A 25,775-nucleotide genomic window follows, 5' to 3' on the forward strand; every position below is an offset into this window, starting at 1 on the left:
GCCGCCGCGACGGTCCGCGTCGACTGGCGGGCTCAGAAGAGGCGCGGCAGCAACCATCCAGCGAACGAGATGAGGGCCGCGGTGCCGACGAGCGGTCCGATGCCCCTGATCTCGAAATCGTCAATGAGCTTGTCCGTCGCGTAGAGCAGGACCGTATTCACGAGGAGCCCCAGGAAGAGATACGCCAGGCCGAGCGTGAGGATCGCGGCGGGCAGGAGCGCCACGGCGACCAGGAACTTCACGAGCCATCCAAGGAAGAAGTTGAGGAGCGCGAACACGGCGGCGACGCCGATCGCCGTCCCGGTCTTGCGGATCCGCACGCTGGGCATGAGCTTCGCCCCGACGAGGACCGCGACGCCCGCGGCGATTGCCTGGATGATGAAACCCTTGAACATGATCACCTCCCTGGCCCGGCGCCGCTCGGGGCCGGGGTTCGCTCGTTCTTGGTGACCCAGGCGCGGGCCGGGCGCAACCTCGCCGGCGCAGGAGGCCGCGGCGCGCAGCAGCCCGCTCGTCGATGAGCCGGGCTGCTGGGCCGCGCGGCGGCCCGGGGCGCGCCGTCACTCCTTCGGCTTGTCGCCGCCGAGCAGCTCGCCGATGGCGGGGGCGCCGCCGGGGCCGAGGGCGCGGGTGCTCTCGATGAGGTGAATCAAAAACTGCCGGTTGTCCGTCACCGAGAGGTTCTGGAGCTCGAGCGCGCCGATGCGGTCCTCGGGGGTGAAGTACGCCTCCTCGACCTTTTCCATCGAGAGCTTGTCCGGCGCATAGGCCATGTAGTCGGCGCGCGTGTCGAGGATGCTGTAATCGTCGCCGCGGCGCAGCTCGAGCGTCACCTCGCCGGTCACGCCGGGCGCGATCCAGCGCGAGAGCGCGTCCTTCAGCATCATGGCCTCGGGGTCGTACCACTTGCCCTCGTAGAGCAGCCGTCCGAGGCGCCGGCCCTGGGTGAAGTAGACCTCCAGCGTGTTCTCGTTGTGGATGGCGGACAGGAGCCGCTCGTACACGGCGTGGAGGAGGGCCATGCCGGGCGCCTCGTAGACGCCGCGGCTCTTCGCGTCGATCACGCGATTCTCGATCTGGTCGCTCATGCCGAGGCCGTGGCGCCCGCCGATGCGGTTGCACTCGACGAACAGCTCGAACAGGGAGCCGAACCGCTTGCCGTCGATCGTCACCGGGACGCCGCGCTCGAACCCGACGGTCACGGTCTCGGTCGCGATGGCGACCTCCGGCCGGAAGGAGGCGACGCCCATGATCGGCTGGACGATCTTGATCCCGGTGTCGAGGCGCTCGAGATCCTTCGCCTCGTGGGTCGCGCCGAGCACGTTGGCGTCGGTGCTATAGGCCTTCTCCGTCCCCATGCGGTAGGGCAGCCCGTGGCGCTCGAGGTACTCGCTCATCTCCTTGCGTCCGCCGAGCTCGCCGACGAACTTCGGGTCGAGCCAGGGCTTGTAGATCTGGAGCGAGGGATCGACGAGGATGCCGTAGCGATAGAATCGCTGGATGTCGTTGCCCTTGTGCGTGCTGCCGTCGCCGAAGACGTGGACGTCGTCGTCCCGCATGGCGCGCACGATGGCGGTCGTCGTCACCGCGCGGCCGAGGGGCGTGGTGTTGAAGTACTTCTTGCCGCCCGTCGAGAGGTGGAAGGCGCCGCACTGGATGGCGAGGATGCCCTCGCGGACGAGCGCCTCGCGGCAGTCGACCAGCCTGGCGGAGACCGCGCCGTGCTGCAGGGCGATCGGCGGGATGTCGCCGGGGGACGCCTCGTCCGGCTGCGCCAGATCGGCGGTATACGCATGTACCTTGAGCCCGTTGCGCGCCAGCCACGCCACCGCGCAGCGCGTGTCGAGCCCGCCCGAGAACGCGATGCCCAGGTGGGTGCCAGCCGGGGGGAGGGAACGGAAGATCCTGCTCATGGCGGCGCAGCATAGTCACAACGCCCGCGGCCGCGCGAGCGGAGATCGCGCGCTTCCGCGGGCGTGAGCGGCGCGGGCGGGCGATCCCCGCCTGTGGGCGCCGGGCGCGGACCCGGGCTGCCGCGGTCGTGGGCGCGGCTGCTGGCCCCGGCGTGGCGCGGCGGATTACCATCGACGACACCGCCTCTTGCGCAACCCCTCTCGCCGAGGAAACGCAGCCATGCCGAAGCTGTCATATGCCGAGATTGCCCGGATCGAGGAGCGCCGCGTGGCGCTCGGCACCGCCGCCGTCGTCGCGCACGCCGAGCCCATCGCGGGCGGCTGGATGGCCTTCGACGGAGACGGCTCCTGGGGCAACCTCGCTGTCGGGCTCGGGTTGGATGGGCCCGTCTCCGACGAGGAGCTCGATCGGCTCGTCGCGTTCTACGCGCAGCGCGGCGTGGAGCCGCGGATCGAGGTCTGCCCGTTCGCGCACGAGTCGCTGCTGCGCGGCCTCGCCGCGCGGGGGTTCGTGCTGCGCGAGTTCGAGAACGTGCTGGCGCGCGAGATCGAGACGGACGAGGATCTGCGCGCGCTGGCGCCGCGCGGCCTGCCCGAGGGGCTCGAGATCGTCCGGGTGGATCCCGCCGACGAGGCGCAGGCGCGGGCGTTCATCGACACGGCCACGAGCGGCTTCCGGCCCGAAGGCTCACCGATCGCGCCGGCGCTCTTCGAGGTCACCCGCCGCATCGTCGCGCACCCCCAGTGCGACTCGTTCCTGGCGCTCGTGAACGGCGAGCCGGCCGGCGGCGGCAGCGTGGAGACCGGCGAGGAGGGCGCCGCGCTCTTCGGCGCCTCGGTGCTCCCCCGGTTCCGCGGGCGGGGTATCCAGCAGGCGCTCATCCTCCGCCGCCTCGAGCGGGTTCGCGAGCGCGGTGGCTCCCTGGCGTGCATCGGCGCGCGCCCTGGCATCCCGACCGAACGCAACGCCATCCGGCTCGGGTTCTTCATGGCCTACAGCAAGGGCATCCTCATGCGGCGAGGCGAGGGCCAGCCAGGGTAGGCGAGGGCCAACCAGGGTCGCCCTGTAGGCCGAGGGCCAACCAGGGTCGCCCTGAGCGCCCTCGAGGGCCGCAGCGCGCCGTCCCGGGGCGCGGCGCTCTTGCAACCCTGCATCTCCGTCCTTGCAGGATCGAAACGATCGCCCGGGACACCCACGCGAATTGCCCGATCTCGATGGATCTTTTCCAATGGTACGACTACTGCTTAAGCCTGGATCAGCGTCGCTGGCGCGGCCTTCCCCCCCCCGAGGCCCCGGCGGCGCTTTTTCATTTTGTGCCTCACCGGCGTGAGGCTCGTGTCCACGCGTTCGAGCGCCGGTGATCCCTCACGCCGTGCTGGCCCTGCGCAGCTCGGTGACCGCGTTCCGCACCAGCCGGAGCCCCACGTCGTCGTCCTGCGACAGGATCGACTCGGGATGGAACTGCACCGCCGCGACCGGCAGCTCCGCGTGCTCGAGCGCCATGACGACCCCGTCCTCGCTCTCGGCCGTCACCTGGAGGCACGCCGGGAGCGCGTCGCGCAGCGCGTACAGCGAATGGTAGCGCCCCGCGCGGAACTCGCGCGGCAGCCCCTCGAACAGGCGCCCGCCGAGCACCCGCACCTTCGACGCCTTGCCGTGCATCGGGTAGTCGAGGATGCCGAGCTTCCCGCCGAAATGCTCGACCATCCCCTGCAGGCCGAGGCAGACGCCGAAGACGGGCAGCCGCCGGGCGAGCGCCGCCGTGAGCGTCCCCGAGACGTCGAAATCGCTCGGCGAGCCCGGCCCCGGCGAGAGCACCACCAGGTCCGGAGCGTACGCGTCGAGCTCCTCGTGGGGGAAGCCGGCGCGGAGCGTCACCACCTCGGCGCCCGTCTGCCGCAGGTAGTTGGCCAGCGTGTGCACGAACGAGTCCTGGTGATCCACGAGCAGGATCTTGCGGCCGCCCGGCACCGGGCTCACGGCCGCCGGCGCCGGCGCGGGGACGTCGCGGGGCCTCCGGATCGCGTCGAGGAGCGCCGACGCCTTCACGTGCGTCTCGCGCTCCTCCTCGTCCGGATCGGAGTCGTAGAGCAGCGTCGCGCCCACCCGGACCTGCGCCACGCCGTCCTTGATCCGGACCGTGCGCAGCGTCAGCCCCGTGTTCATGCTGCCGTCGAAGCCGATGATCCCGACCGCCGCCCCGTACCACGCGCGCGGCGAGCGCTCGTGATCCTCGATGAACTGCATGGCCCACGCCTTCGGCGCCCCCGTGACCGTCACCGCCCACGTGTGCGCCAGGAACGCGTCCAGCGCGTCGAAGCCCTCCCGCAGCCGGCCCTCGATGTGATCGACCGTGTGGATCAGCCGCGAGTACATCTCGATCTGCCGGCGCCCGATCACGCGGACGCTCCCGGGCACGCAGATGCGGGACTTGTCGTTGCGGTCCACGTCCGTGCACATCGTGAGCTCCGACTCGTCCTTCGCCGAGGCGAGCAGCCGCGCGATCTGCGCCGCGTCCGCGAGCGGGTCGCTGCCGCGCGGGATCGTGCCCGAGATGGGGCAGGTCTCGATCCGGTCGCCCTCGACGCGCACGTACATCTCCGGCGAGGCGCCGACCAGGTACTCGGCGTCGCCCAGGTTCATCAAGAAGCCGTAGGGCGCCGGGTTGCGCTCGCGCAGCCGCCGGAAGAGCTCCGTCGGCGCGACCGGGCACGGCTCGTGGAGCGTCTGGCTCGGCACCACCTCGAAGAGATCGCCGCGCTTGAAGTACTCGCGCGCGGTCCGGACCAGCGCGGCGTACTCGCCCGGCGCGAACTCGTTCTGCGGCGCGCGATCGGCCCCGGCGTAGGCGCGCGTCGCGCCCTCGCGCGGCAGCCCCTCGGTCGAGCGATCGCCCGCGGTGAGCTCGTAGCGCGTGCGCGTCGCGCGCTCGCGGCGATGATCGACGGCGACGAGCTCGTCGGGCAGGTAGAGCACGAGATCCCGCTGATCCGCCGGGCGCTCGTGCCGGAGCCGTATCGGCTCGAACTGGAACGCGAGGTCGTAGGCGAACGCGCCGTAGAGCCCGAAGAGCGGATCGCCCGGGATCGCGAAGAGCTCGATGAGCCGCCGCAGCACCGAGAAGATGGACGGCTGCCGGCTGCGCAGCTCCTCGGGCACCCGCGCGCCGGGCGGCCGCACCGCGCCGACCACCTCGTCGCCGCGACGCGCGAGCGCCTCGAGCGCGTCGAGCCCGCGGAGCGCCTCGTCGATGGCGGGCAGGATCACGCGGCCGCGCTCGTTCAGCGCCGTGAACCGGAAGTCGCGACCGCGAGAGACGAGCACCAGCGGCGGGTCGATGAACCCGATGTCCCAGCGCGTGTACCGGCCGGGGACCTCGTAGCTCGACGCCAGGACCACGCCGAGATGGCTGTCGAGCGCCTCCACGATGGGCTGGATCGCTCCATCGACGGCGAGCTCCTCGACCTCCCGCCTGACCGCGACGCCCCCCCGTGTGACCTTGCTCTCTCGTTTCAAGACCGCATCTCCTTCTGGCGGAGCAGTATACGCGGTGCTCCATGTGCGCCACACCGCTTCTCTGGCGCGAGCAGGCGTCCGTCGCGCACGTCGGCCCGTCACCCGCGCGACGCCCGCGCCGGACGTGGGCCGGGCGCAGGCGAGCGAGCCATCTCGGCGGAGCGCTCCGCGTCGTCGGCGCGCTCCGCGAGGTAGACCGCGCGGAGCAGCGGGAAGCCTTTGACGAGGATCTCCTCGTACTCCGCTTCCGGGCGCGACTCCGCGACCACCGCGCCGCCGCTGCCGAAGCTCACCCCCTCGTCGCCGGCGACGAGGGTCCGGATGGCGATGTTCATGTCCATGGGCCCCTCGAAGGCGAGATAGCCGATGGAGCCCGTGTACACGCCCCGCGCGCGCCGCTCCAGCGCGTCGAGGAGCGCGATCGTCCGGTGCTTGGGCGCCCCGGTGATCGAGCCGCCGGGGAAGCACGCCTCGAGCGCGTCGAGCGCGCCGCGGCCGTCGCGCAGCGCGCCGGTGACGACCGAGGAGAGCTGGAGCAAGGTCGCGTGCTCCGTGATCCGCATGCGCTCCTCGACCTCGATCGAGCCCTTCGCGCAGACCCGGCTGAGGTCGTTGCGGACCAGGTCGATGATCATGAGCAGCTCCGAGCGATCCTTGTCGCTGGCCGCGAGCTCGCGGCGCAGGGCCAGGGTCTCTTCCTCGGTGGCCCCCTTGCGCCGGGTCCCCTTGATCGGCTCGCTGCGCACCCGCCCCGCGCGGTCGACCGCGAGGAACCGCTCCGGCGACGACGAGAGCACCGCGCCGCCCGGCAGCCGGAGGAACGCGGAGAACGGCGCGGGGTTCGTCCGGCGCAGGACGCGGTAGAGCGCGAACGGATCCAGCGAGGTCCGCACGTGGAACTCGTTGGTGAGGCAGGCCTCGTACGTCTCGCCCTCGTGGATCTCGGCGAGGATGGCCTCGACCGCGGCCAGGTGCTCCCGGCGCGACAGCCGCTGCGTCAGCGCGAGCCGATCGGCGAAGCCCGCCGGGACGGGCGGGAGGGCCGGCTCGGGGAGCTCCGGGAGCGCCCGCAGGCGCGCCGCGATCGCGTCGAGCCACGCGCCGGGCCCGGGCGCCGAGGGCTCGTCCTCGCCGAGCGCGCAGGCGTACACGGCGCGCTCCTCGTGATCGAAGGCCAGCAGGCGCCGCGCGACCATCATGGCGCTGTCCGGGAGCGCGCGGCGCGGGGCGGCGCACGCGCGGAAGCCGAGGTGCTCCTTGAGCTCGTAGCCGAGGTAGCCCACGAGGCCGCCGGTGAAGTGGAAGGGCAGGCCGCTCGGCTCGAGGACCACGGACGCGAGCTCCCGCCGGAGCGCCGCGAACGGGTTGCCCTCGGAGAGCGCTGCCTCGAAGGGGCCCTCTGGGCCGGCGGCGCTCCAGCGCGTCACGGCCGCGCCGCGGCTCTCGAGCGCCTCCGCGGCGCTGCCCATGAACGAGAAGCGCCCGTCTCGACCGCCGTCGCTCGAGTCCAGCCAGAACGCGTGAGGGGCCGCCGCGAAGAGCCCGGCGAAGGCCCGCTCGGGATCGACCCAGGGGAGCCGGACGTGGCGCACCCGGGCGCGCCCCCGCTCGCCCGCCGGTCCGCGCGTCGGCGTGGCGGCCACCCGCGCGGGCGTGGGTGCGGGCGCAGCCGGCGTCGGCGCCGGAACGGGCGCGCCCCCACGGCGCGCCGGTGCACCGCGGGGGCGCGCGGCGCGCGCTGCGATCTCGCGGAAATTGCCGAGGATCTTCTTCCCGTGCGCGGTGCCGATCGACTCGGGGTGAAACTGCACGCCGTAGAAGGGCCGATCCCTGATCCGGAGGGCCATGATCAGCCCGTCGCCGCGCGTCCGCGCGGTCACCTCGATCCCGGGCGGGAGGTCGTCGTCGCTGACGATCAGCGAGTGGTAGCGCACCACCTGGAACGGGCTGGGCACGCCATCGAACAGCCCGGCGCCGTCGTGCTCGACCTCCGTGACCTTGCCGTGCATCACGCGCGGGGCGTGGCGGACGCGCCCGCCGAAGCGCGCCGCGAGCCCCTGGTGGCCCAGGCAGACCCCGAGGATGGGCGTATCGGGCAGCGCGTCGAACACCTCCATGCAGACGCCGAAATCCGCCCGGCGCTCCGGGCGGCCGGGGCCCGGGGAGATGACGATGCTGTCGACCTCCAGCGCCCGGATCTCGGCCAGCGAGAGGCCGTCGTTCCGGATGACGATCGGCTCCTCGCCGTTCACCTCCCAGAGGTACTGCCCCAGGATGTGGGTGTACGAGTCGTAGTTGTCGATGAGGAGTGTCTTCACCGCGGTGCTCCCCTGGGGCACGTGCGAGGGCCGCCCACGCCGGCCTCCCGACGTGGACGGCGCGGCGTCCCGGGCGCCCTCGACGGCAGCCCCGGGATCAGGGGCGGATGAGGGCCGCGAGCATGGCCTGGAGCTTGAGCTGCGTCTCCACGAGCTCCGCCTCCGGGCTGGAGCCCGCGACCACCCCGACGCCGGCGACCATCCGCGCGCGCGCGCCGTCGACCGTGGCGCTCCGGATGCCGAGGAACCAGTCGCCATCGCCGCGGGCGTCGACCCAGCCGACGAGCCCGGCGTAGAGCCCGCGCCGGAACCCCTCGTGCGCGCCCAGCCAGGCCTCCGCCAGGTCGCGCGGCGTGCCGCACACCGCGGGCGTCGGGTGCAGCCGCGCCGCGAGCGTGAGCGCGTCCGGGGCCCCCTCCTTGAGGTGGCCGTGGATCGGCGTGCCGAGGTGCATCACGTTGCGGAGGCTCACGATCGACGGCTCGTCCGGCACGTCGAGCGACGCGCACGCGGGCCCGAGCGCCGCGGCCACGGCCTCGACCACGAAGCGGTGCTCGCGCTGATCCTTGGCCGACCGCCGGAGCACCTCCGAGAACCGCCGATCGGCGTCCACGTCCGCGGAGACCGCGTACGTGCCGGCGAGCGGGTGCGAGGCGACGGCGCGCGCGCGGCGCGAGAGCAAGAGCTCCGGGCTCGCGCCGAGGAAGCCGTCGACGTGGAAGATCGCGCACGAGGGGTACAGCGCGGTCAGGCGGCGCAGGATCTCCTCGACGACGAGCGGCCGGTTCGCCTCGACGTCCACCGCGCGCGCCAGCACCACCTTGGATAGATCGCCGCGCGCGATCTCGGCCACCGCGGCCGCGACGCGCTCGCACCACGCGTCGTGGGGGAGCGCCGACTTCAGCGTGAAGCTGTCGGGCGAGCGCCGGCGGGGCTCGGCCGGCTCGAGGTGCGGGGCCGGGGCGGCCCCCTCGCCGATGGTGGTGACCCACGCCGCCCCGTCGGGCGTCACGCCGACGAGCTGGGCCGGCACCACGAGCGCGGCCGGCTCCGTCCGGTCGAACGGCAGGGCGCCGAGCGCCACCGGGCCAGAGCCCGGGTGGCCCACCGCGTCGGTGGCCTGGATCGACGAGAGCGCCGCCTGGATCCACGCGACGCCGCCGTCGATGCCGTGCGGCAGCTCCAGGCGGGCGGCGACGCCGTGGGCGATGAGCTGCGCGCTCGGGTGCATCCAGACGCGCGCGGCCTCCCCGGCGAGCGCGGAGATCCCGCCCGGCATCGTCGCGAGCGTGTCCGCGTCGAGCCGGACGGTGCGGGCGACGAGGCGCGCCGCCTCACGGGGAGCATCGGTGAACGAGGAGAGCGTCAGGGGGGCCATGTACCGCTGCGCAGGCCGGTTTCGGCTCGTCCTGCCCGGGCAGGACCGACCTGGAGCCAGCAAGGCACGGAGGACGAGCGCCCCCGGCTCCACGCCGGATCGCGAGCGCCGGCCGCGCAGCATCGCGCTCTAGTCCCTCCGGACGGGCTCCGCAAGCGCAAAGCTCCCCGCGCTTTCCGGGCTCCAGCGCTGCTCAGGGCCCTGCGCGCACGTGCCGGCGTGCACATGGCGGCGCGCACATGGCGGCGCGCACGTGGCGGCGCGCACGTGCCGGCGCGCGCGGCGCTGCGCTCGCCATGATCTGCGCCATCATGTCGCATCAGGAGACTCCCGCTTTTGCGGAGCTATCGTGGCGAGGCAGGCGCGATCGCTTGCCCCGGAGCGCCTATCTGGCCGATGCTGCCCGGAGGCTCGCCCTGGGCGGCGCTCGTGAGCGGCGCGCCTCGCCAGGGGCAGGGGGGCGGGCCTCGGTACGTGAAATCGTTCAGATGAAAGCTCAGAAAGGATCCTGCGATGGACGTCAGGCAGCATGATCTCCGCGCATGGGGCGCCACAGCGCTGCTCCTCCTGGTCGCCGGCCTCTCCGCGTGCCGCGGAGACAAGAGCCCGCCTGCCGGCGAGAGCCGCCCGCGCGGCGACGCCGCGACCACGGCCACGGCCGCGGTCGCGGCGGCGCCGGGCGAGACGGCGATCAAGGCGAAGCCCCCCGCGGTGCCGAACGCCGCCGAGGCGAAGAAATATGCGGGAGCCAAGCTCAAGTACTACAGCGAGCCCGTGGGCGTCGGCGCCGAGCTCGACAGGGTGATGGTCCAGCAATTCCAGAAGGACACCGGCATCGAGGTGACCATCATCCCCCGGCCGAAGGACGCGACCGAGACCTACTCCGTCTACCAGCGCCTCTTCCAGGCGCAGTCCGGGGACGTCGACGTGCTGATGCTGGACGTCATCTGGCCAGGCGCCTTCGCGCAGAACCTCGTCGACCTGCGCGAGAAGCTCGGCGAGGCGGCGAAGCAGCATGTCGAGAGCATCGTTCAGAACAACACGATCGACGGCAAGCTCGTGGCGATGCCGTGGTTCACCGACTTCGGTCTGCTCTATTACCGCACCGACCTCCTGCAGAAATACGGCTACTCGAAGCCGCCGGAGACGTGGGACGAGCTCGAGCAGATGGCGAAGAAGATCCAGGACGGGGAGCGGGCGGCGAACCCGAACTTCATCGGCTTCGTCTGGCAGGGCAAGGCGTACGAGGGGCTCACCTGCAATGCGCTGGAGTGGATCGCGTCGCACGGCGGCGGCGCGATCATCGAGGACGGCAAGATCACGGTGAACAACCCGGGCGCGCAGAAGGCGCTCGCGCGCGCCAGGGGCTGGATCGGCTCGATCTCCCCCGCGGGCGTGACGAGCTACGAGGAGGAGGACGCCCGGAACACGTTCCAGGGCGGGAACGCCGCCTTCATGCGCAACTGGCCTTACGCCTACGCCGCGGGGAACGCCGACAAGTCGCCGATCAAGGGCAAGCTCGCGGCGGCCCCGCTGCCGCACGAGCCCGGCCAGAAGAGCGCCGGCACCATCGGCGGCTGGCAGCTCGCCGTCTCGAAGTTCTCGCCGCAGAAGGACGCGGCGATCGAGCTCGTCCGTTACCTGACGAGCCCGGAGGGGCAGAAGTTCCGCGCGACGGCGGGCTCCTTCATCCCGACGATCCGGTCGGTGCAGCAGGATCCGGAGGTGGTGAAGTCGATGCCGTTCCTCGCGAGCGCGAAGGACATCGCCCTGGTCGCGCGCCCCTCGAACCGCACCGGCGCCCGCTACAACGAGGCGTCGATCGCATTTTTTCAGGGAGCGAGCGAGGTCCTCCAGGGTAAAGAGCCGAAGCAGGTGCTCGGTCAGGTGGAGCAGCGCCTCACGCGCGCGCTCCGGTGACCGGAGCGCCGATCGCGCCGGCGGCCGCGCGGCCCCTCGGGGTCGCGGCGCCGCCCGCGCGATCCTCTCCCGGTCCTTCCGGTTCCGGCCACACCAACTTCCGAGGAACGGAGCTTATCCATGAGCACGCCGGCGAACCCCAGCACCACGATCGGGCCGGCCCCCGCCCGCGGCGCGTCGTTCGAGAGGCGGCTGACCACGCGCGCCTGGCTCTTCCTGCTGCCGACGCTCCTGGTCGTCGCCTTCGTCGCGCTCTACCCGCTGGCCCAGACGTTCTACCTGAGCTTCACGAACGCGCGGCTCGGCGCCGGGGAGCCGGCCGCGTTCATCGGCGCGCAGAACTACGCGGATCTCGCGCAGGACAGCTATTTCCACGACGCCGTCCTGCTCACGGTCCTCTTCACGGTCGTCACCGTGCTGAGCGAGCTCGGCCTCGGCCTCGGCATCGCGCTCATCGTCAACTCGCGGTTCAAGGGGCGGTCCGCGGTGCGCGCGGCGATGCTCATCCCCTGGGCGATCCCGACCGTCATCTCCGCCCAGATGTGGAAATGGATGTACAACGACGTCTATGGCGTGTTCAACGACCTCCTCGTGAACCGCCTGGGGATCCTCGACCGGAACATCGCGTTCGTCGCCGATCCGGACGTGTCGTTCTGGGCCGTGGCGCTCATCGACATCTGGAAGACGACGCCGTTCATGGCGCTCCTCCTGCTCGCCGGCCTGCAGCTCATCCCGAGCGACCTCTACGAGGCCGCCCGCGTCGACGGCGCGACGGCGCTCCAGCAGTTCACCCGGATCACCCTGCCGCTCCTCAAGCCGTCGCTCCTCGTCGCGCTCATCTTCCGCACGCTCGACGCGCTCCGGGTCTTCGACGTCTTCTTCGTCATGTTCGGCAACCGGCCGGACATGCAGACCATGGCGACCTACGCCCAGCAGACGCTCGTCAGCATCTCGGACATCGGCTACGGCTCGGCGATCTCCGTCGCCCTGTTCCTGATCATCGCCGTGTTCATCCTGATTTATCTCGCGGTGTTCCGCACCGAGGAGGCGTGAAATGAACGGCTCTCCTGAGGCCCCCGCCGGGCCGCTCCCGGGCCGACACGGCCCGCATGGCGGGCAGATCGCCCTGCGGGTGGTGTTCTATCTGCTCGTCGCCTCGGTCCTCGTGTTCACCGTGTTCCCGTTCGTCTGGGCGTTCATCTCGTCCATCAAGCCGGACGACGAGCTCTTCACGACCCCGGTCCGCTACTGGCCCTCCCGCGTGACGCTCGACAACTACCGCGCCGTGCTGGAGAACGGCCAGTTCCAGACTGCGCTCCTGAACAGCGTGATCGTCGCCGTGTCGGTCACGCTGCTCTCGCTCGCCGTCGGCTCGCTCGCCGCCTACTCCCTCGGCAGGTTCAGGTTCCGCGGGCGCAGCGTCGTGCTCTACGCGGTCCTGGCGATGACCATCTTCCCGCAGATCGCCGTCCTCGGCGCCCTGTTCGAGATGGTCAATTTCTTCGGGCTCTACAACCAGCTCCCCGCGCTGATCCTGACGTACCTCATCTTCACGCTCCCCTTCACGGTCTGGGTGCTCACCGGCTTCCTGAAGGCGATCCCGCGCGAGGTCGAGGAGGCGGCCTATGTCGACGGCGCGACGCCCTGGCAGGTGTTCACCAGGATCATGCTGCCGCTCTCGGTGCCCGGGATGGCCACGACGGGCATCCTCGCCTTCATCGCCGCCTGGAACGAGTTCCTGTTCGCGCTCTCCTTCACCCAGACGCCGGACAAGCGCACGGTGACCTACGCGATCCAGGCGTTCTCGACGTCCACCAGCGCGATGTACGAGATCCCCTGGGGGCCGACCATGGCGGCGTCGATCGTCGTGACCGTGCCGCTCGTCGTGCTGACGCTGGTGTTCCAGCGGCGGATCCTCGCCGGGCTGACCGCGGGCGCGGTGAAGGGCTGACGGCGCGCGCCGCGGCCCGACGGGCCCGGCGCGCCGTCCACGCGGGGGAGCTGTCCGGGGCAGCGGGGCGCGAGGACGCCGGGGGCGCTGTCCGGGGCAGCGGGGCGCGAGGACGCGGGCGCGCTGCCCGCCGGCGGCGTCGCCCGGGCGCAGGGCCTCAGGCGTCTTCCGGGAGCAGCTCGCGCGGCAGCGCCGGGCTCCTCGGGGCCACGGCCGCGTCCGCCAGATCGCGGACCTTGACGAGGATCGCCCGCTCCTCGTCGGTCTGCGCCTCCTCGCAGTACGACCGGATCTGCCAGAGCAGCTTGCGCGTGCGCCGCAGCTCGAAGAGGAGCCACCGGGTCTCCGGACGCGCCTCCAGCGGGCGGCGCTCCAGATCGACCTCGAGCTCGCGGATGCGCTCCTCGATCTGCTCTCCCGTCGGGAGGATGCGGCCATTGCCGTGGCAATCCCGGCACAGGTAGGGGCCGGAGTCCGTGTTGATCTCACCCTCGCCGTAGCAGCTCGTGCACGTCACCAGGTCGTAGGCGTTCATGGCGACCACTTTATCCTATCCTCCGCGGTTCCATCGGCCTCATTGAGGTCCCGGCGCGGCCGGCGTGCGCGCGCCGGCCTCGCCGCCGGAGCGCTCCGGCCCAAGCTCGGCGAGGCCGGCGCGTCCTAGCTCCGCTCGCGCTTCGCCTTGCGATAAAGAGGCCCCGTGATCTGCCCTCGTCCGTTGCGCCTGGGCGCGCTCTGCGTCCTGGTCCTCTGCACGCTCGCGCCCGGCTCGCTGCGCGCCGACCAGGCCGAGGGCCGGCCGCGCCCGCGGCTCGTGGTTCACAGGGGGCCCGAGGCGTCCGACTGCCCCGACGCGCCGTCCCTCGCCGTCGCGGTCGAGCGCATGATGCAGCGGCCCGCGCTCGATCCGGTGAGCGCCCCGGTGAGCGACGGCGGTGTCCCGCCCGAGCTCGAGGTCCGCATCCACCGCGACGGGCCGCGCTATACCGCGGTCCTGCAGGCGGGGGGGCGTGCCCGGAGGCTCTCGTCGGAGCAGGCGCCGACGTGCGACGAGCTCGCCGACGCGCTGGCGCTGACCATCGCCATCCTGCTCGACAGCGAGCCCGCGCCGATGCCGGAGCTCGCCCCGCCGCCGCCGCTCGCCCCGCCGCCGCTCGCCCCGCCGCCCGCGCCGGTGGTCCCGGTCCAGAGGGCCACGCCTGCGCCGGCGCCGTCCCGGGTCGAGCCGCCGCGCTGGGATCTCGCGGCGGAGCTCGGCGCCGCCCAGACCGTGGGCATGCTCGATGCGTTCCGGGCCGCCGTCCTGGCCGATGTGTCCCTGCGCCGCGGCGTCTGGTCCGCCGGCCTCGGCGCGGTGTGGTTGCCGCAACGCGACATCACGTTCCCTCCGGGGGTCGCCACCACCCAGCTCGCCGCCGCGACGGTGCGCGGCTGCGTGACCGTCGCCGGCCGCCGGGACGGGCCGCGGCTCTCGACCTGCGCGGCGTCGCTCCTCGGCGCCGTCCACGGCGCGGGCGAGGGGTTCCCCGTGAATCGCGAGGCGGCCGTGCCCTGGTTCGCCGTCGGCGGCGCGGCCCTCGCCGAGGGGCCGCTCCACGGGCCGCTGGGCTGGTCTGCGCGCGCGACGCTCCTCGTCCCGGTCACGCGCGCGCGCTTCACGGTCGAGCGCGGCGACCGGACCGGGAGCGGCGAGATGCCGGCGGCCGACGCGCCGGTGACCAGGGAGGTCGTGCTCGAATCCGCCCCGGTGGGGCTGCTCGTGGGCGTCGGCGCCCGGCTGTCGATCTGGTGATTCGTGTGATGGCGACGCCCCGGACCCACCACGAAGGGGGCAGCATGGCGAGAGGCGGCAGGACAGGATGACCTTCGGAGAGGTCTATGCGCACCATTTCCGGTTCGTCTGGCGGTCGCTCCGCCGGCTCGGCGTGCCCGAGAGCGATGCCGCGGATGCCGTGCAGGACGTGTTCCTGGTGGTCCACCGGCGTCTCGCCGAGTTCGAGGGTAGGTCGAAGATCACAACCTGGCTTTACAGCATCTGTTTTCATGTCGCGCGCGACCGGCGCAAGCTTGCGCACTTGAGGCGGCGCGCCCACGACGACGAGCCGCTGCTCGACTGCGCCGATGACCGGGTCGATGTCGGCGCGGAGGCGGAGCGGCGGCAGGCGATCGTGCTGCTCGAGGCGATCCTGGACGAGCTTCCCCTCGAGCAGCGCGCCGTGTTCACGCTCTTCGAGCTCGACGGCATGAGCGGCGAGGAGGTGGCCGAGCTGCTCGACGTCCCGCTGGGGACGGTGTACTCGCGCCTCCGCCTCGCCCGCGACGCGTTCCGCCGCGCCGTTGCGCGCCTGAACGCGCGCGACCAGTTCCGGGTGGGAGGGCGCGTGGTCTCGAAATCGGAGCCGGTGCTGAAGGCGGGGGCCGTCGGCCCGGGGCTCACGGCCGTGAAGCGCTCGCCGGAGGATCCGGAGGGGCCGGAGCCGGCGCTCTCCCTGTCCGGCGTCGAACAGCGGCCCGCATGGAAGCGCGCGGGAGGTGGGCGATGAGCGATCCCGTGAGATGGCTCGATGCGGAGGTGAGCTCGCTCGGGACAGAGCGCAAGCTGCTTCGCGCGGCCCCGTCGGTGGATCCCCCCGACGGAGCGCAGGAGCAGGTGTGGGCCGCGATGGCCGCGCAGCTCGGTCTGGCCGGGGCAGGGGCCCTCGGCGGTGTTGCTCAGGGCGCCGGGGGCGGGGCGCTGCCGGTGGACCCGGGCTGCGCGGCGAGCGCAGCCGCGAGCAAGGTCGCGGCCGCCGCGGCGCCGGCGGGCAAGATCGCGGCTGCCGCGGCGCCGGCGGGCAAGATCGCGGCTGCCGCGGCGCCGGCGGGCAAGGTCGCGGCCGTCCTGGGAGGCGGGGGCCTCGCGAGCGCGGCCGGCGCGGCCGGCACGGCGGGCATCGTGAAGTCGATGCTCTTCGGCGCGGCGTGCGGGGGGCTGTTCATCGCCGGCTACGCCGCCGTGGACACGCCGAGCACGGCGTTGCCGGCAGCGGTCCGCCCGGCCGTCGCGATCGTCGCGCCGGCGGCTCCGACGCCGGCGGCGCTGCCGGCGGGCCGCAGCGCGGCCGTGCAGACCGCCGCGCCCCCGCCGGCCGAGGCCGCCCCGCCGGCCGGGGCGGCCTCGCCGGCCAGGGCGCTGCCGGCGGGCGCGGCTGGGCTGGCCGAGGCGCCCGCGCTCCGCGCGCCTCGCGCGGTCGCGGCCCCTGCGGGGCAGGGCGCGGCGGCCCCGAAGCGGGGCCTCTCGCGATCGGCGCCCGCCGCCGCTGCGCCGTCCCCGTCCGCGGCAGAGATCGCCGCGGCGGCGCCCGTCGCGTCGGCGCCGCAGACCGGCGTCGCCGCACCCGGCGCGGACGGCGCGGCCGGGGCGCCCGGCGCGGACGGCGCGGCCGGGGCGCCCGGCGCGGCGGCGTTGCCGGAGAGCCGGCTGCGCGAGGAGCTGAGGCTCCTCGGCGAGGCGCGCGCGGCGCTCCGGCGCGGCGACGCCGGAGGCGCCCTGAGGATCGCCGAGGAGGCGCGGGTCCGCTTCCCGGGAGGCGCGCTGGCGCAGGAGCGGGAGGCGCTCACCATCGAGGCGCTCTGGCACGCTGGCCAGCGCGCGGCGGCGGCGCAGCGCGCGCGCGCGTTCCTGCAGGCCTATCCGATGAGCCCGCACGTCGCGCGACTCCAGGCCTTCACGTACTAGAGCGATAAACGGGTTGAAACTGCCTGAAAAGTGCAGAAATTCGAACCGCCAAGGACGCCAAGGACGCCAAGGAGAGAATCAATTCTTGGCGTCCTTGGTGTCTTGGCGGTTGAGCTCTCGTTTGTTCAACGTGATCGGTGCTCTAGCGCTACTCCGGGAAGTCGGGCCGAGAGGCGAACCGCCATGACGCCAAGGGCGCCAAGAAACCAGGGAAGTAGAAGGGGAAAATGGAGGGACGACCCTTTCCCTCTCTTCTTGGCGTCGTTGGCGCCATGGCGGTTTTTCTGCTGATCCGGGGCAACTTCCCGCAGCAGTGCTAGCCCTGTCGGACGGGGGGCGCGAGCGGCCCTGGCCCGGCGAGGGCGGCGATGAGATGCCGCGGTATCCCGAGTGAGAACGGCCCACGGCGCGGGCTGCGCCGCAGCTCGTCGGGGAGCGCCGGGCGAGCGGGTCGAGGCCGCCTGAGGAGAGCAGGATTTCGAGCCGCCAGGACGAGGGGCACAGAGGCGCAGAATGCTATCCAGGTCTCCCTCGCGTCCCGGCGTCCCAGGCGGCTCGCTCCTCGCTTCTCCCCATGAGCGGTGTCCTGGTCCATCATCACCCAAGCTCGTCGCTGGCCCGGCGTCCAACGTACGCCCCCGGAGAGGGCGCCTGGCCTTGTCTTCCTTGTCACGGCGCGCCGGGCTGCTCGGTCCTCGGGATACGTGCGTGCTCCGGACGGTGCTTCGCCGGCAGGACGGCGCGTCGGCTCATGCGATGTCCGGTGAATGAAGAGGATGCTTTTTGAAATGGAAAGCCGATCGAGCGGCCACTACCGCACTGACCCGGCTGGCCCTCAGCGGTGCTCGCTGACCCTGCTCCAGGAGGAATCATGTACTTGACGCTCTCACGAACTGTACTGCCCTTTCTCGCCCTGGGCGCCGTCTCGCTCGGTGGATGCCGGTTGGATATCTCGCTCGGCGGGGAGCTCGACGGCGCGGGGGGCGACGGCCCCACCTCATCGGCCAGCGTGGGCGGCGACGGCGGCGACGGCGGCGCCGGCGGCTCCGATGTCAGCTCCACCGGCGTCGGCGGCTGGACCCCGCCACCGGACTTCACGCCCGACAAGGTCGATCTCCTCTTCGTGGTCGACAACTCCCGCTCGATGGCGGACAAGCAGGAGCTGTTGCGCTGGACCACCGCGTCGTTCATGGACGCCCTGAGAAACCCGCTCTGCGTGTACCCGGACGGCAGCACGGTGGGCCCCTCGGCGCAGCCCGAGAGCGAGCTCGACCCGTGTCCGGAGGGCAGCTCGCGCCTGCACAGCCCCGTGCGCGACATGCACATCGGCGTCATCAGCAGCAGCCTCGGCGGCCACGGGTCGACCTCCTGCGATCGGGCCTTGTCCCCCACGAACGACGACAGGGCCCACCTCCTCGCGCGCTCCGATCCGCAGAGCGCGACGAACGACCTGCCGACCTACATGAACAAGGGCTTCCTCGTGTGGGATCCGGACGGGCGCCACGCGCCGGCAGGGGACTCCGACATGGAGGCGATCACCACCAAGCTCGGCGCCATGCTCGACGGGGTCGGGGATCAAGGGTGCGGCTTCGAGGCGCCGCTCGAGAGCTTCTACCGCTTCCTCGTCGATCCCGAGCCGCACGAGAGGCTCGAGGTCATCAACCCGATGGATGTCGCCCGGCCCGTGGGAGTCGACCATGCGCTCCTGGAGCAACGGAAGGCCTTCCTCCGGCCCGACTCGCTCCTGCTCATCGTGATGCTCACCGACGAGAACGATTGCTCGATCAGGCAGGAAGGCAGGAGCTATCTCGTCGCCGAGACAAGGGAAAACTTCAGGATGTGGCGGGCGCGGAGCGAGTGCGCCGTCGACCCGAACGACCCGTGTTGCATGTCCTGCAACCAGGCTCATCCTGATAGCTGCCCCCCGGACCCGACCTGCACGGGCCCTGATGGCACGCCCGCCAGGCTCTCCGCGGAGGAGGACCCGGTGAACCTCCGGTGCTGGGACCAGAAGCGTCGCTTCGGGTTCGACTTCCTCTACCCGATCGAGCGGTACAGACGCGCGCTCACGGAGCCCTTCGTGATCTCGCGGGTCGGAGAGCTCGTGCCGAACCCGATCTTCTCGGATCTGGATCTGACGGACGGCAACACGCGGATCCGGGGGCCGCAGCACGTCGTGTTCACCGGCATCGTCGGGGTGCCGTGGCAGGACATCGCCCGGAAGGGGAACATCGGGCCCACCGGGATCCTGTCCGGCATCAAGAACGCCACCGAGCTCAGCACCCCGCTGCCCGGCAGCGGCTTCGACAACGTCTGGGACATCATCCTCGGCGATCCGGCGAACCACATCCCGCCCGGGGACCCGTTCATGATCGAGTCGATGGCGCCCCGCTCGGGCACGAACCCGATCACCGGGGATCCGATCGTCCAGCCGGACGAGACGGGGTGGAACGCGATCAACGGCCGCGAGTACACGGTCTCGCCGGCGGGCGATCTCCAGTACGCTTGCACCTTCGATATCGAGCCGCGCTCGTGCGACGACGCGAGCAGCTCGTGCGATTGCAGGGCGGCAGCGGGCGAGTCCATCGACAGTCCGGTGTGCATGCCGGAAAATGGAAACGACCCGGCGGAGCCGCTGCCGAGGACGTCGACGCAGTACAAGGCCAAGGCGTACCCGAGCATCCGGCAGCTGCAGCTGCTCCGGGAGCTCGGGGAGCAAGGGGTCACGGGCTCGATCTGCCCGGCCATCCCCACCCAGCAGGGCGTGTACGCCGGCTACGTTCCCGTCATGAGGGGCGTGCTCGACCGGCTCTCGCAGAGGTTCTGACGCCGGCAGCGGCCGATCGCGACCCCTCGCCCGGGCGGCGCGCGCCGCGCAAGCGCCGCCGCCCGGGCGCACAACGCCGCCCGGGCGCACAACGCCGCCCGGGCGCACAAGGGGAGAGATCCTCCGCCCCTGAGGCCGCGAACCCCTGACCGGCGCCGCTGGCACAACCCCGGGACACAGCGAGACATCTCGATCGCGGTCCCCGCGCTGGAGGCCGCCGGATCCAGCGCGGACAGCGACGAGCTTTCAGTGGCACCGAACCTGCTTGATGGCGAGCGCGATGGAACGCCGCCCCTGTGGAGGACGCCCTGCCGGCGAGCCCGGGCCACCGCGTGCCCTGCGGGGGCCCGGAGACCGGCCGGGCGCGTCCTCCACAGGGGCGGCGCCCGTGCACACGTGGGTCGCGCGGCCACCGCCCGGTGGCCGCAACGGGGTTCGGACAGGCATCTCGGAGGTTTCGATGCGCCACAAAGGACTGGCTCTCTTGCTGATCGTGATCGGGCTCGCAGGCTGCAACAACGATGGCGGCGGGGACACGGGCGAGACGCAGGCGCCGCACGAGACGGAGACGTGCGGAGGGTTCGTCGGGACCCCGTGTCCAGAGGGGCTCGAGTGCGTCGACGATCCCTCCGACGACTGCGATCCGGAGCACGGCGGGGCCGACTGCATCGGGATCTGCGTGGAGCCGGAGCCCGAGGTGTGCGGCGGCTTCGCGGGGCTCGAGTGCCCGAAGGGGCTCACGTGCATCGATGACCCCTCGGACGACTGCGACCCGGAGCACGGCGGGGCCGACTGCATCGGGATCTGCGTGGAGCCGAGGCCCGAGGTGTGCGGCGGCTTCGCCGGGTTCGAGTGCCCGAAGGGGCTCACGTGCATCGATGACCCCTCGGACGACTGCGACCCGAAGCACGGCGGGGCCGACTGCATCGGGATCTGCGTGGAGCCGGGCCGAAGCCTCCGGTGAGCCGCCTCCCCCGAGCGGCGGCGCGCGGCCCGGGGGCGCTCAGTACCGGTGCTTCCAGAGCAGGTCGAGGGTCGTCGACGCGGCGCTCTCGCCCGTGGCCAGTCCCGCCCGCAGCGACCAGTTCCGGCGGAAGCGCCACTCCAGGCTCACCTCGGTGCGGAAGCTCGACCGGGCCCCGGCGGGCGAGCCCTCGGACGCCGGGCCTTGCCCTTGCCGCCCCGTGGGGCCCGCCTCGTAGCTGGCGCTCGCGGTGATCCGCTGCCCGAGCTGGTAGCCCACGGTGGTCTTCAGCGCCCCTTCGTCGGTCGTGTCGAGCTGCGTCTCGAAGTTCCGGAGCGGGCCGATGCTCTGCAGGATCATGTTGATCTGCGCGGACGCGAGCCCGGTGCCCACGCCGGCCGCGACGCCCCCCGCGGCGCTCCCCCCGCCGGAGCCGGGCTCCTCGGTGGCCGTGCCGCCCGCCAGCGTCCCCTCCGCGTACCGCCTGCCGAGGAGCAGCTCCGCGATGACCTCGTTCTCCGGCCGCGGGGGCTCCGAGCGGAAGGTGATCTTGTCCTCGGTGATCGGGTTGAGCGGACCCACGTAGTCGATGAAGATGCGCGTCCCCTCGGGCGTGTCGTGGAACGTCGTGACGTTGAGGTACGGATTCGACGGATCCCCCTGCAGCGCCACGACGCCCGGCTCGATCTCGAACTCCTTGCCGATCACGTCGAGCTTGCCCGATAGGATCCTCACGTTGCCCTCCATCGTGGTCTCCTCGGCGATGCGGATGCGGAGCGGGTGCGCCCGGTCCCCGGACAGGGAGGCCTGCACCATGTCGCCCTCGACGCCGATCCTGCCGAGGTGGACCTCCATCACGAGCGGCTTGCCGCCCGCGCCCTCCTCCTCGACCGGCTCCGCCGGCGCCCGGCGCGCCTCGTACTCCTCGCGGCTGAGCGGCGCCGAGGTCGTGATGTCCTCGTTCTCGTCGAGCGGCTGGACGCTCCGCCCGATCGTGGGCGGCAGGGCCAGGTCGAGCGTGGGCACGTCGACGCGGACGGCGATCTGCTCGTCCCGGTTCTCCGCCGCGAGCGTGACCCGGCCGCGCGCGTCGCCGAGCGGGACGCCCTCCATCGTGATCGGGAGGGCGCGATCGCGCGGGACCTCCAGCGCGGCGCGGGCGCTCCGGAACGCGAACCCCTCCATCTGCAGGGTCGCCTCGCCGCGGACCAGGCCGCTCCCGGCCTCGGCGCGGATGTCCTCGATCCGGAGCTCCCCGGAAGGGCTCGCGGTGACGCGGAACGACGCGTTCTCGAGCGGCTGGCCGATGGCGGCGACGTGGACGAGGCCGTCCGTGAGGCGCATCTGGCCGGAGAACCCGGCCTGCTCGCCGAGCCCGAGCCGCACCTCCCCGTCGAGCAGGCCGTCGAGCCGGTTGACCGAGCCCTGCACGAACGGCTCCAGCGCGGCCAGGCGGAAGCGCTGGACCGCGACCGACATCGCGGCGTCCTCGTCGTCCGCGATCGTCGGGAGCGCGCCGGCCTCCCACGTCACGGGCGCCTCCGCCCTGGCCTCGAGCCGGCCGCCGTCGCGCGCGGCGAGGCGCACGCCCGCCGAGGCCAAAGGCCGCGCGGCGCCGCGCGGCGGCGGGATGCGGAGCGCCACCTCGGCCGTCGTGAGCTGCACGTCCGGGCCGAGCTTCAGGCCGGGGAAGGCGAGCCGCGCCGTCACCTCCGGGGCCTCGAAGAGGCCGCGCACCGCGATCTCGCCGCGCGCCTGCCCGCTGATCTGCAGGTCCGCGAGGACCGGGATCTCGTCGAGCGGCAGATCCGCGAGCCTGGCCTCGAGGCTGCCGTGGCTGAAGGGCACGGCGCCGGGGGCGCCGCCGAGGAGCGCGGCGGCGTCCGCGTCGAGCTCCGCGGTCGCCCGGAGGTACGTCCGCTCGCCGCGGAGCGCGTAGGCGTCGAGCGCGGCGTGGCGGCCGTCGTAGACGAGCAGCGAGTCGATCCGGGTCTTGCCGAACGGCGCGGCGCGCCCGTCGGAGCCCACGTGCGCCGCCATCGCGCGGGCCACGAGCCTCGGCCGCGCGAGCGTCCCCGCGAGGTAGACGTCGAGCCCGCCGGCGCCGGAGAGCGCCGGGGTCCGCTTCCCGAGCGCGGCCAGCGCGGCGAGATCGCTCAGGCGGCGGCGCGGGACCGCGAGGTGCGCGGCCACGGGCATCCGCGCGAGCGCCGCGGCCGGCCGCTCGAGGAGCGCCGGGAGGTCGGCGTCGACCGCGGCCGAGAGCTCCGCCACGAGCTGCCGGTCGAACACCGACAGCGCGACGCTGGCGCGGCCCGTCTCCGCGTCGAGCTCGCCGGCGAGCCGGGCGTCGAGCGACCGCGACACCCACGCCGGCGCGCCCGTCTCCTCGTCGAGGGGCCCCGCCGCGCGCAGGCCGTCGGTGCGGAGCAGCAGGCCCTGGATCGACGGCAGCCGCGCGCCGTCCTCGCGCGCCACCGAGAGGCGCGCGGTGACGCGACCCGCGAGCTCGCTCAGGGCGAGCGGGACCGGCGACGCCTGGGCGAGGCAGCCGATCTCCCACGCCTCGGCCTCCACCCGGGCCGCGCCGGTGACGGCCTGCCAGGTGCGCGCCGAGAGGAGCGGCCCGCGCAGCGTCGCCGCGCTCCCGTCGACCAGGACCCGGGCGATCGCGCCGTCGCACACCGGCGGGGGCGGCGTCTCGGCGCGCGCCGCCCGCGCCGCCCGGTCGCCGACGGTGGCGGCCGGCTCACCGGGCGGGGCGCCCTCGCGCCCTGCGTCCCGCGCCCGGCCGGGCGGCGGGTCGGGCGGCGCGACCAGACGGACCAGGCCGTCCGCCTTCAGCGCCTCGCCGTCGAGGCGCGCCGTCACGTTCATCGACAGCCGCGGCGCGACGCCCGGCACCGCGCCGTCCTCGAGCTCGATCCGCACGTGCCCGGCGCGGCGCGCGCCGCGGCCGCGCAGCGACACGTCGAGGTTGGCGAGCCCCCCGACCCCGAGCGGCACGCCGGCGATGTCGGCGATGCGCTGGAGGTCGAGCGCGCTGCCGCGGAGGTCGCCCTCGACCTCGTCCCCCGCGAGCGAGACGCTCCCCTCCAGCGCGCCCACGCCGTCCCCGCGCACCGCGAGCCCCTGGACGGCGATCGCGCGGTCCCACGCAACGCGGGCCGCCTGCGCGGTGAGCTCGTCCTCGCCGCGCGAGACCGAGAGGCGGATCCGCCGCGCCTCGCCCCGCGCGAGGTCGAGGGCGGCCGAGGCGGCGATCCGGCGCTCCGCGCTGGCGAGCGACACGCGGATCCGCGGCGCCGTGACGGGCCCCGCGGCGCTCGCCGCGACGGAGTGGAAGGCGTACCCCTCCGCGCGCAGATCGGCCCCGCGGAGCGCGCCCTCGATCGCGAGCCGGTCGAGCGGCCCCGCGGCCCTGGCCCGGACCTCGCCGCGCCCGAGCGAGAGCCCGGGGCCGACGCGGAGCCCGGCGACGCGCACGGTGGCCGTGGCGTCGAGCGCGTCGCCCTTCAGCGCGCCCCCGACGTGGAGCGCGGCGCTGCCGCGGACGCCGCGCGGCGCGTGCCGCACCGCGCCGAGCGACGGGATCTCGCTCCGCGCCTCGAACGTGATCTCCCCCTCCTCCGAGCGGGCGACGCGGGCCTCGATCGGCGCCCCGGGCTCGTGGACGGTCGCGTCGACGCGCAGCGCGCCGCGCTCGAGGGTCGCGCGCGCGTCGATCGCCGGCACGCGCTGGCCCGCGACGGTGAACGGCTCGGTGTGGGCCTCGGCGACGACGCGCGGCCCGCCCTCGTCGTCGAGGAAGATCTCCCCCCGGACCTCGGCGTTCACCCGGGCGGCCGGGGCCGTCGCGGCGAAGGCGCGCGGATCGAGCTCGGTGACGCGGACCTCGGCCGCGATGCGCTCCGGAGCCCGCGCGTCGAGCCGGGCGCGGGCGACGACCTCGCCGGTCACGGCGTCGGGCTCGACGAGCGGATCGAGGACCGCGGCGCGCGCCGTGACGGCGAGGTCCGACAGCGCCCCTTCGGCCGTGACCGTGACCGCGAGCGGCCGCGCGAGCGGCGCGCCCGGATCGATCGCGAGCGCCGCCTCCGGCGTCACGCGGGCGGACGAGGCGCGCGCCGAGAGGCGCTCGTCCTTGAGGCTCCCCTCGGCCACGAGCGGGATCGCGCCGACGCTCCCCTCGACCTGCGCGGCGACGTCCAGCGGCGCGTCCTCGGGGACGATCACGCGCCCGGAGATCCTGGCCTCGACCGGGACGGGCAGGAGCCGCCGCTCGGTGATGCGCGCGCGCTCGAGCGTGTACTGGCTCCGGTCCGCGACGACGAGCGAGGCGCGGAGGTCCTCGACCGTCGCGTCGAGGGGGCGCCCGGGGGCGACCGTGCCGTGGACCGCGGCGCGGCCCAGGACGACGCGCGTGAGCTCGAGGCGGAGCGGCCGCCCGCCCTCGGCGGTGGTGGGCTCCGGCGAGGGCTTCGGCGTGAACGCCTGCGCGAGCGTGAGCTCGCCCTCCTCGTCCTGCGCGAGCAGGACGTCCGCGTCCGCGACCCGGACGAGCGGGACCGTGATGGCGAGATCGCCGTCCCCGAGGAGGAGCTCCCGGACGATCGCGAGCGCGTCGAAGTCCGCGTGGACGCCGCGCGCGCGCAGCAGCTCCGCGCCGCCGGGGTGGCGCACCGTGACCGTGGAGACCTCGGCGGTGAAGAGCCCGAGGCGGTCGATGCGCTCGAGCTCGATCGTTCCTTCCAGGCTGGATCGCAGGACGTCATTGACGAGCTGCCGGGCCAGGTTGCGCGCCGGCGCCGTGTTCAGGTGGAGGGCGGCGCCGACCCCCACGGCCGCGACGAACACGGTCCCGAGCCCGAGCGCGGCGCCGGACACGGCGGCCGCGCGGGCGAGCGCCCGGCGGAAGCGACCGTGCTGGCGCGGGGCGGCTGCGCTGGAGACGGGAGAGGGCGCGGGGTCTCGGGGCATGGATCGGGGTGACCAGCGACACAGGTTAGGACCGGCGCCCCGCAGGGCCAACAGGGCCAACCTGGTCCGGGTTCGCGGCTCCCCAGCTTCGCCGTGCTCCCCCGCTCCTCCGTGCCTCCCCGTTCCTCCGTGCCTCCCTGTTCCTTCCTCCTCGGGCGCTCCTGGCCCGTGTCGGCTCGGGGTTCGGGGTGATCTGGGGCGGCGGCCCGGGGATCTCGGGGACATGCGGGCGCGCCGGCACATCGGGCTGGCGGCGCTCGCCCGGGTCGTGTCGAGGCTCCGTCCCCGG

16 protein-coding genes are annotated in these 25,775 nt (G+C 73.5%); 9 read left to right on the forward strand and 7 right to left on the reverse strand.

Translation table 11 applies throughout. The features are described from left to right. Positions 1-32: 32 nt before the first annotated feature. Entirely contained in the window at positions 33-395 is a 363-nt protein-coding gene (locus WMF31_RS13575) for a phage holin family protein (RefSeq protein ID WP_129349894.1), read from the reverse strand. Positions 396-560: 165 nt separating this feature from the next. Continuing rightward, on the reverse strand, positions 561-1,913 hold the full coding sequence (gene argG, locus WMF31_RS13580; RefSeq protein ID WP_129349892.1) for an argininosuccinate synthase: 1,353 nt from the start codon (positions 1,911-1,913) through the stop codon (positions 561-563). Between the two features lie 220 nt (positions 1,914-2,133). On the opposite strand from argG, the gene WMF31_RS13585 reads away from it, so the two are divergent. Next, on the forward strand, positions 2,134-2,955 hold the full coding sequence (locus WMF31_RS13585; protein WP_436602340.1) for a GNAT family N-acetyltransferase: 822 nt from the start codon (positions 2,134-2,136) through the stop codon (positions 2,953-2,955). Between the two features lie 324 nt (positions 2,956-3,279). Here the strand turns inward: WMF31_RS13585 and WMF31_RS13590 are convergent, their stop codons facing one another. The 3 genes from WMF31_RS13590 to WMF31_RS13600 form a co-directional block, all read right to left on the reverse strand. Continuing rightward, positions 3,280-5,430 carry an anthranilate synthase component I gene (locus tag WMF31_RS13590; protein WP_436602341.1) on the reverse strand — a complete coding sequence of 717 codons (2,151 nt, stop codon included), beginning with the start codon at positions 5,428-5,430 and terminating at the stop codon, positions 3,280-3,282. 98 nt (positions 5,431-5,528) lie between these two features. After that, positions 5,529-7,748, reverse strand: coding sequence for a chorismate-binding protein (locus WMF31_RS13595; RefSeq protein WP_436602342.1), 2,220 nt, complete (start codon positions 7,746-7,748; stop codon positions 5,529-5,531). Between the two features lie 97 nt (positions 7,749-7,845). Then, entirely contained in the window at positions 7,846-9,126 is a 1,281-nt protein-coding gene (locus WMF31_RS13600; protein WP_436602343.1) for an isochorismate synthase, read from the reverse strand. Between the two features lie 513 nt (positions 9,127-9,639). On the opposite strand from WMF31_RS13600, the gene WMF31_RS13605 reads away from it, so the two are divergent. From WMF31_RS13605 to WMF31_RS13615, 3 genes are all read left to right on the forward strand, one after another. Beyond that, positions 9,640-11,046, forward strand: coding sequence for an ABC transporter substrate-binding protein (locus WMF31_RS13605; protein WP_436602344.1), 1,407 nt, complete (start codon positions 9,640-9,642; stop codon positions 11,044-11,046). 120 nt (positions 11,047-11,166) lie between these two features. Then, a complete protein-coding gene (locus WMF31_RS13610; protein ID WP_436602345.1) occupies positions 11,167-12,099 on the forward strand; it encodes a carbohydrate ABC transporter permease in 933 nt (310 codons plus the stop codon). Position 12,100: 1 nt separating this feature from the next. Beyond that, the gene (locus tag WMF31_RS13615) at positions 12,101-12,997 is read left to right on the forward strand and encodes a carbohydrate ABC transporter permease (RefSeq protein ID WP_436602346.1); all 897 of its coding nucleotides are present in this window, start codon (positions 12,101-12,103) and stop codon (positions 12,995-12,997) included. 157 nt (positions 12,998-13,154) lie between these two features. On the opposite strand, the gene WMF31_RS13620 is transcribed toward WMF31_RS13615, so the two are convergent. Next, positions 13,155-13,532: a hypothetical protein gene (locus WMF31_RS13620; protein WP_436602347.1), complete on the reverse strand. Its 378-nt coding sequence runs from the start codon at positions 13,530-13,532 to the stop codon at positions 13,155-13,157. A gap of 165 nt (positions 13,533-13,697) precedes the next feature. On the opposite strand from WMF31_RS13620, the gene WMF31_RS13625 reads away from it, so the two are divergent. The 5 genes from WMF31_RS13625 to WMF31_RS13645 all read left to right on the forward strand — a co-directional run bounded on the left by WMF31_RS13625 (position 13,698) and on the right by WMF31_RS13645 (position 20,506). Further along, on the forward strand, positions 13,698-14,789 hold the full coding sequence (locus tag WMF31_RS13625) for a hypothetical protein (protein ID WP_436602348.1): 1,092 nt from the start codon (positions 13,698-13,700) through the stop codon (positions 14,787-14,789). A gap of 67 nt (positions 14,790-14,856) precedes the next feature. After that, complete coding sequence (locus WMF31_RS13630; protein WP_436602349.1) at positions 14,857-15,540, forward strand: RNA polymerase sigma factor; 684 nt, start codon at positions 14,857-14,859, stop codon at positions 15,538-15,540. Between the two features lie 8 nt (positions 15,541-15,548). Then, the gene (locus WMF31_RS13635) at positions 15,549-16,715 is read left to right on the forward strand and encodes a hypothetical protein (RefSeq protein ID WP_436602350.1); all 1,167 of its coding nucleotides are present in this window, start codon (positions 15,549-15,551) and stop codon (positions 16,713-16,715) included. 871 nt (positions 16,716-17,586) lie between these two features. Next, complete coding sequence (locus WMF31_RS13640; protein ID WP_436602351.1) at positions 17,587-19,542, forward strand: hypothetical protein; 1,956 nt, start codon at positions 17,587-17,589, stop codon at positions 19,540-19,542. A gap of 460 nt (positions 19,543-20,002) precedes the next feature. Continuing rightward, positions 20,003-20,506, forward strand: coding sequence for a hypothetical protein (locus WMF31_RS13645; RefSeq protein WP_436602352.1), 504 nt, complete (start codon positions 20,003-20,005; stop codon positions 20,504-20,506). 39 nt (positions 20,507-20,545) lie between these two features. Here WMF31_RS13645 and WMF31_RS13650 read toward each other — a convergent pair whose 3' ends face one another. Then, positions 20,546-25,486 carry a translocation/assembly module TamB domain-containing protein gene (locus tag WMF31_RS13650; protein ID WP_436602353.1) on the reverse strand — a complete coding sequence of 1,647 codons (4,941 nt, stop codon included), beginning with the start codon at positions 25,484-25,486 and terminating at the stop codon, positions 20,546-20,548. Between the last annotated feature and the right edge of the window lie 289 nt (positions 25,487-25,775).

It is taken from the genome of Sorangium sp. So ce1036 (genome assembly GCF_051369805.1).
GTDB classification, from domain to species: Bacteria; Myxococcota_A; Polyangia; order Polyangiales; family Polyangiaceae; genus Sorangium; species Sorangium cellulosum_F.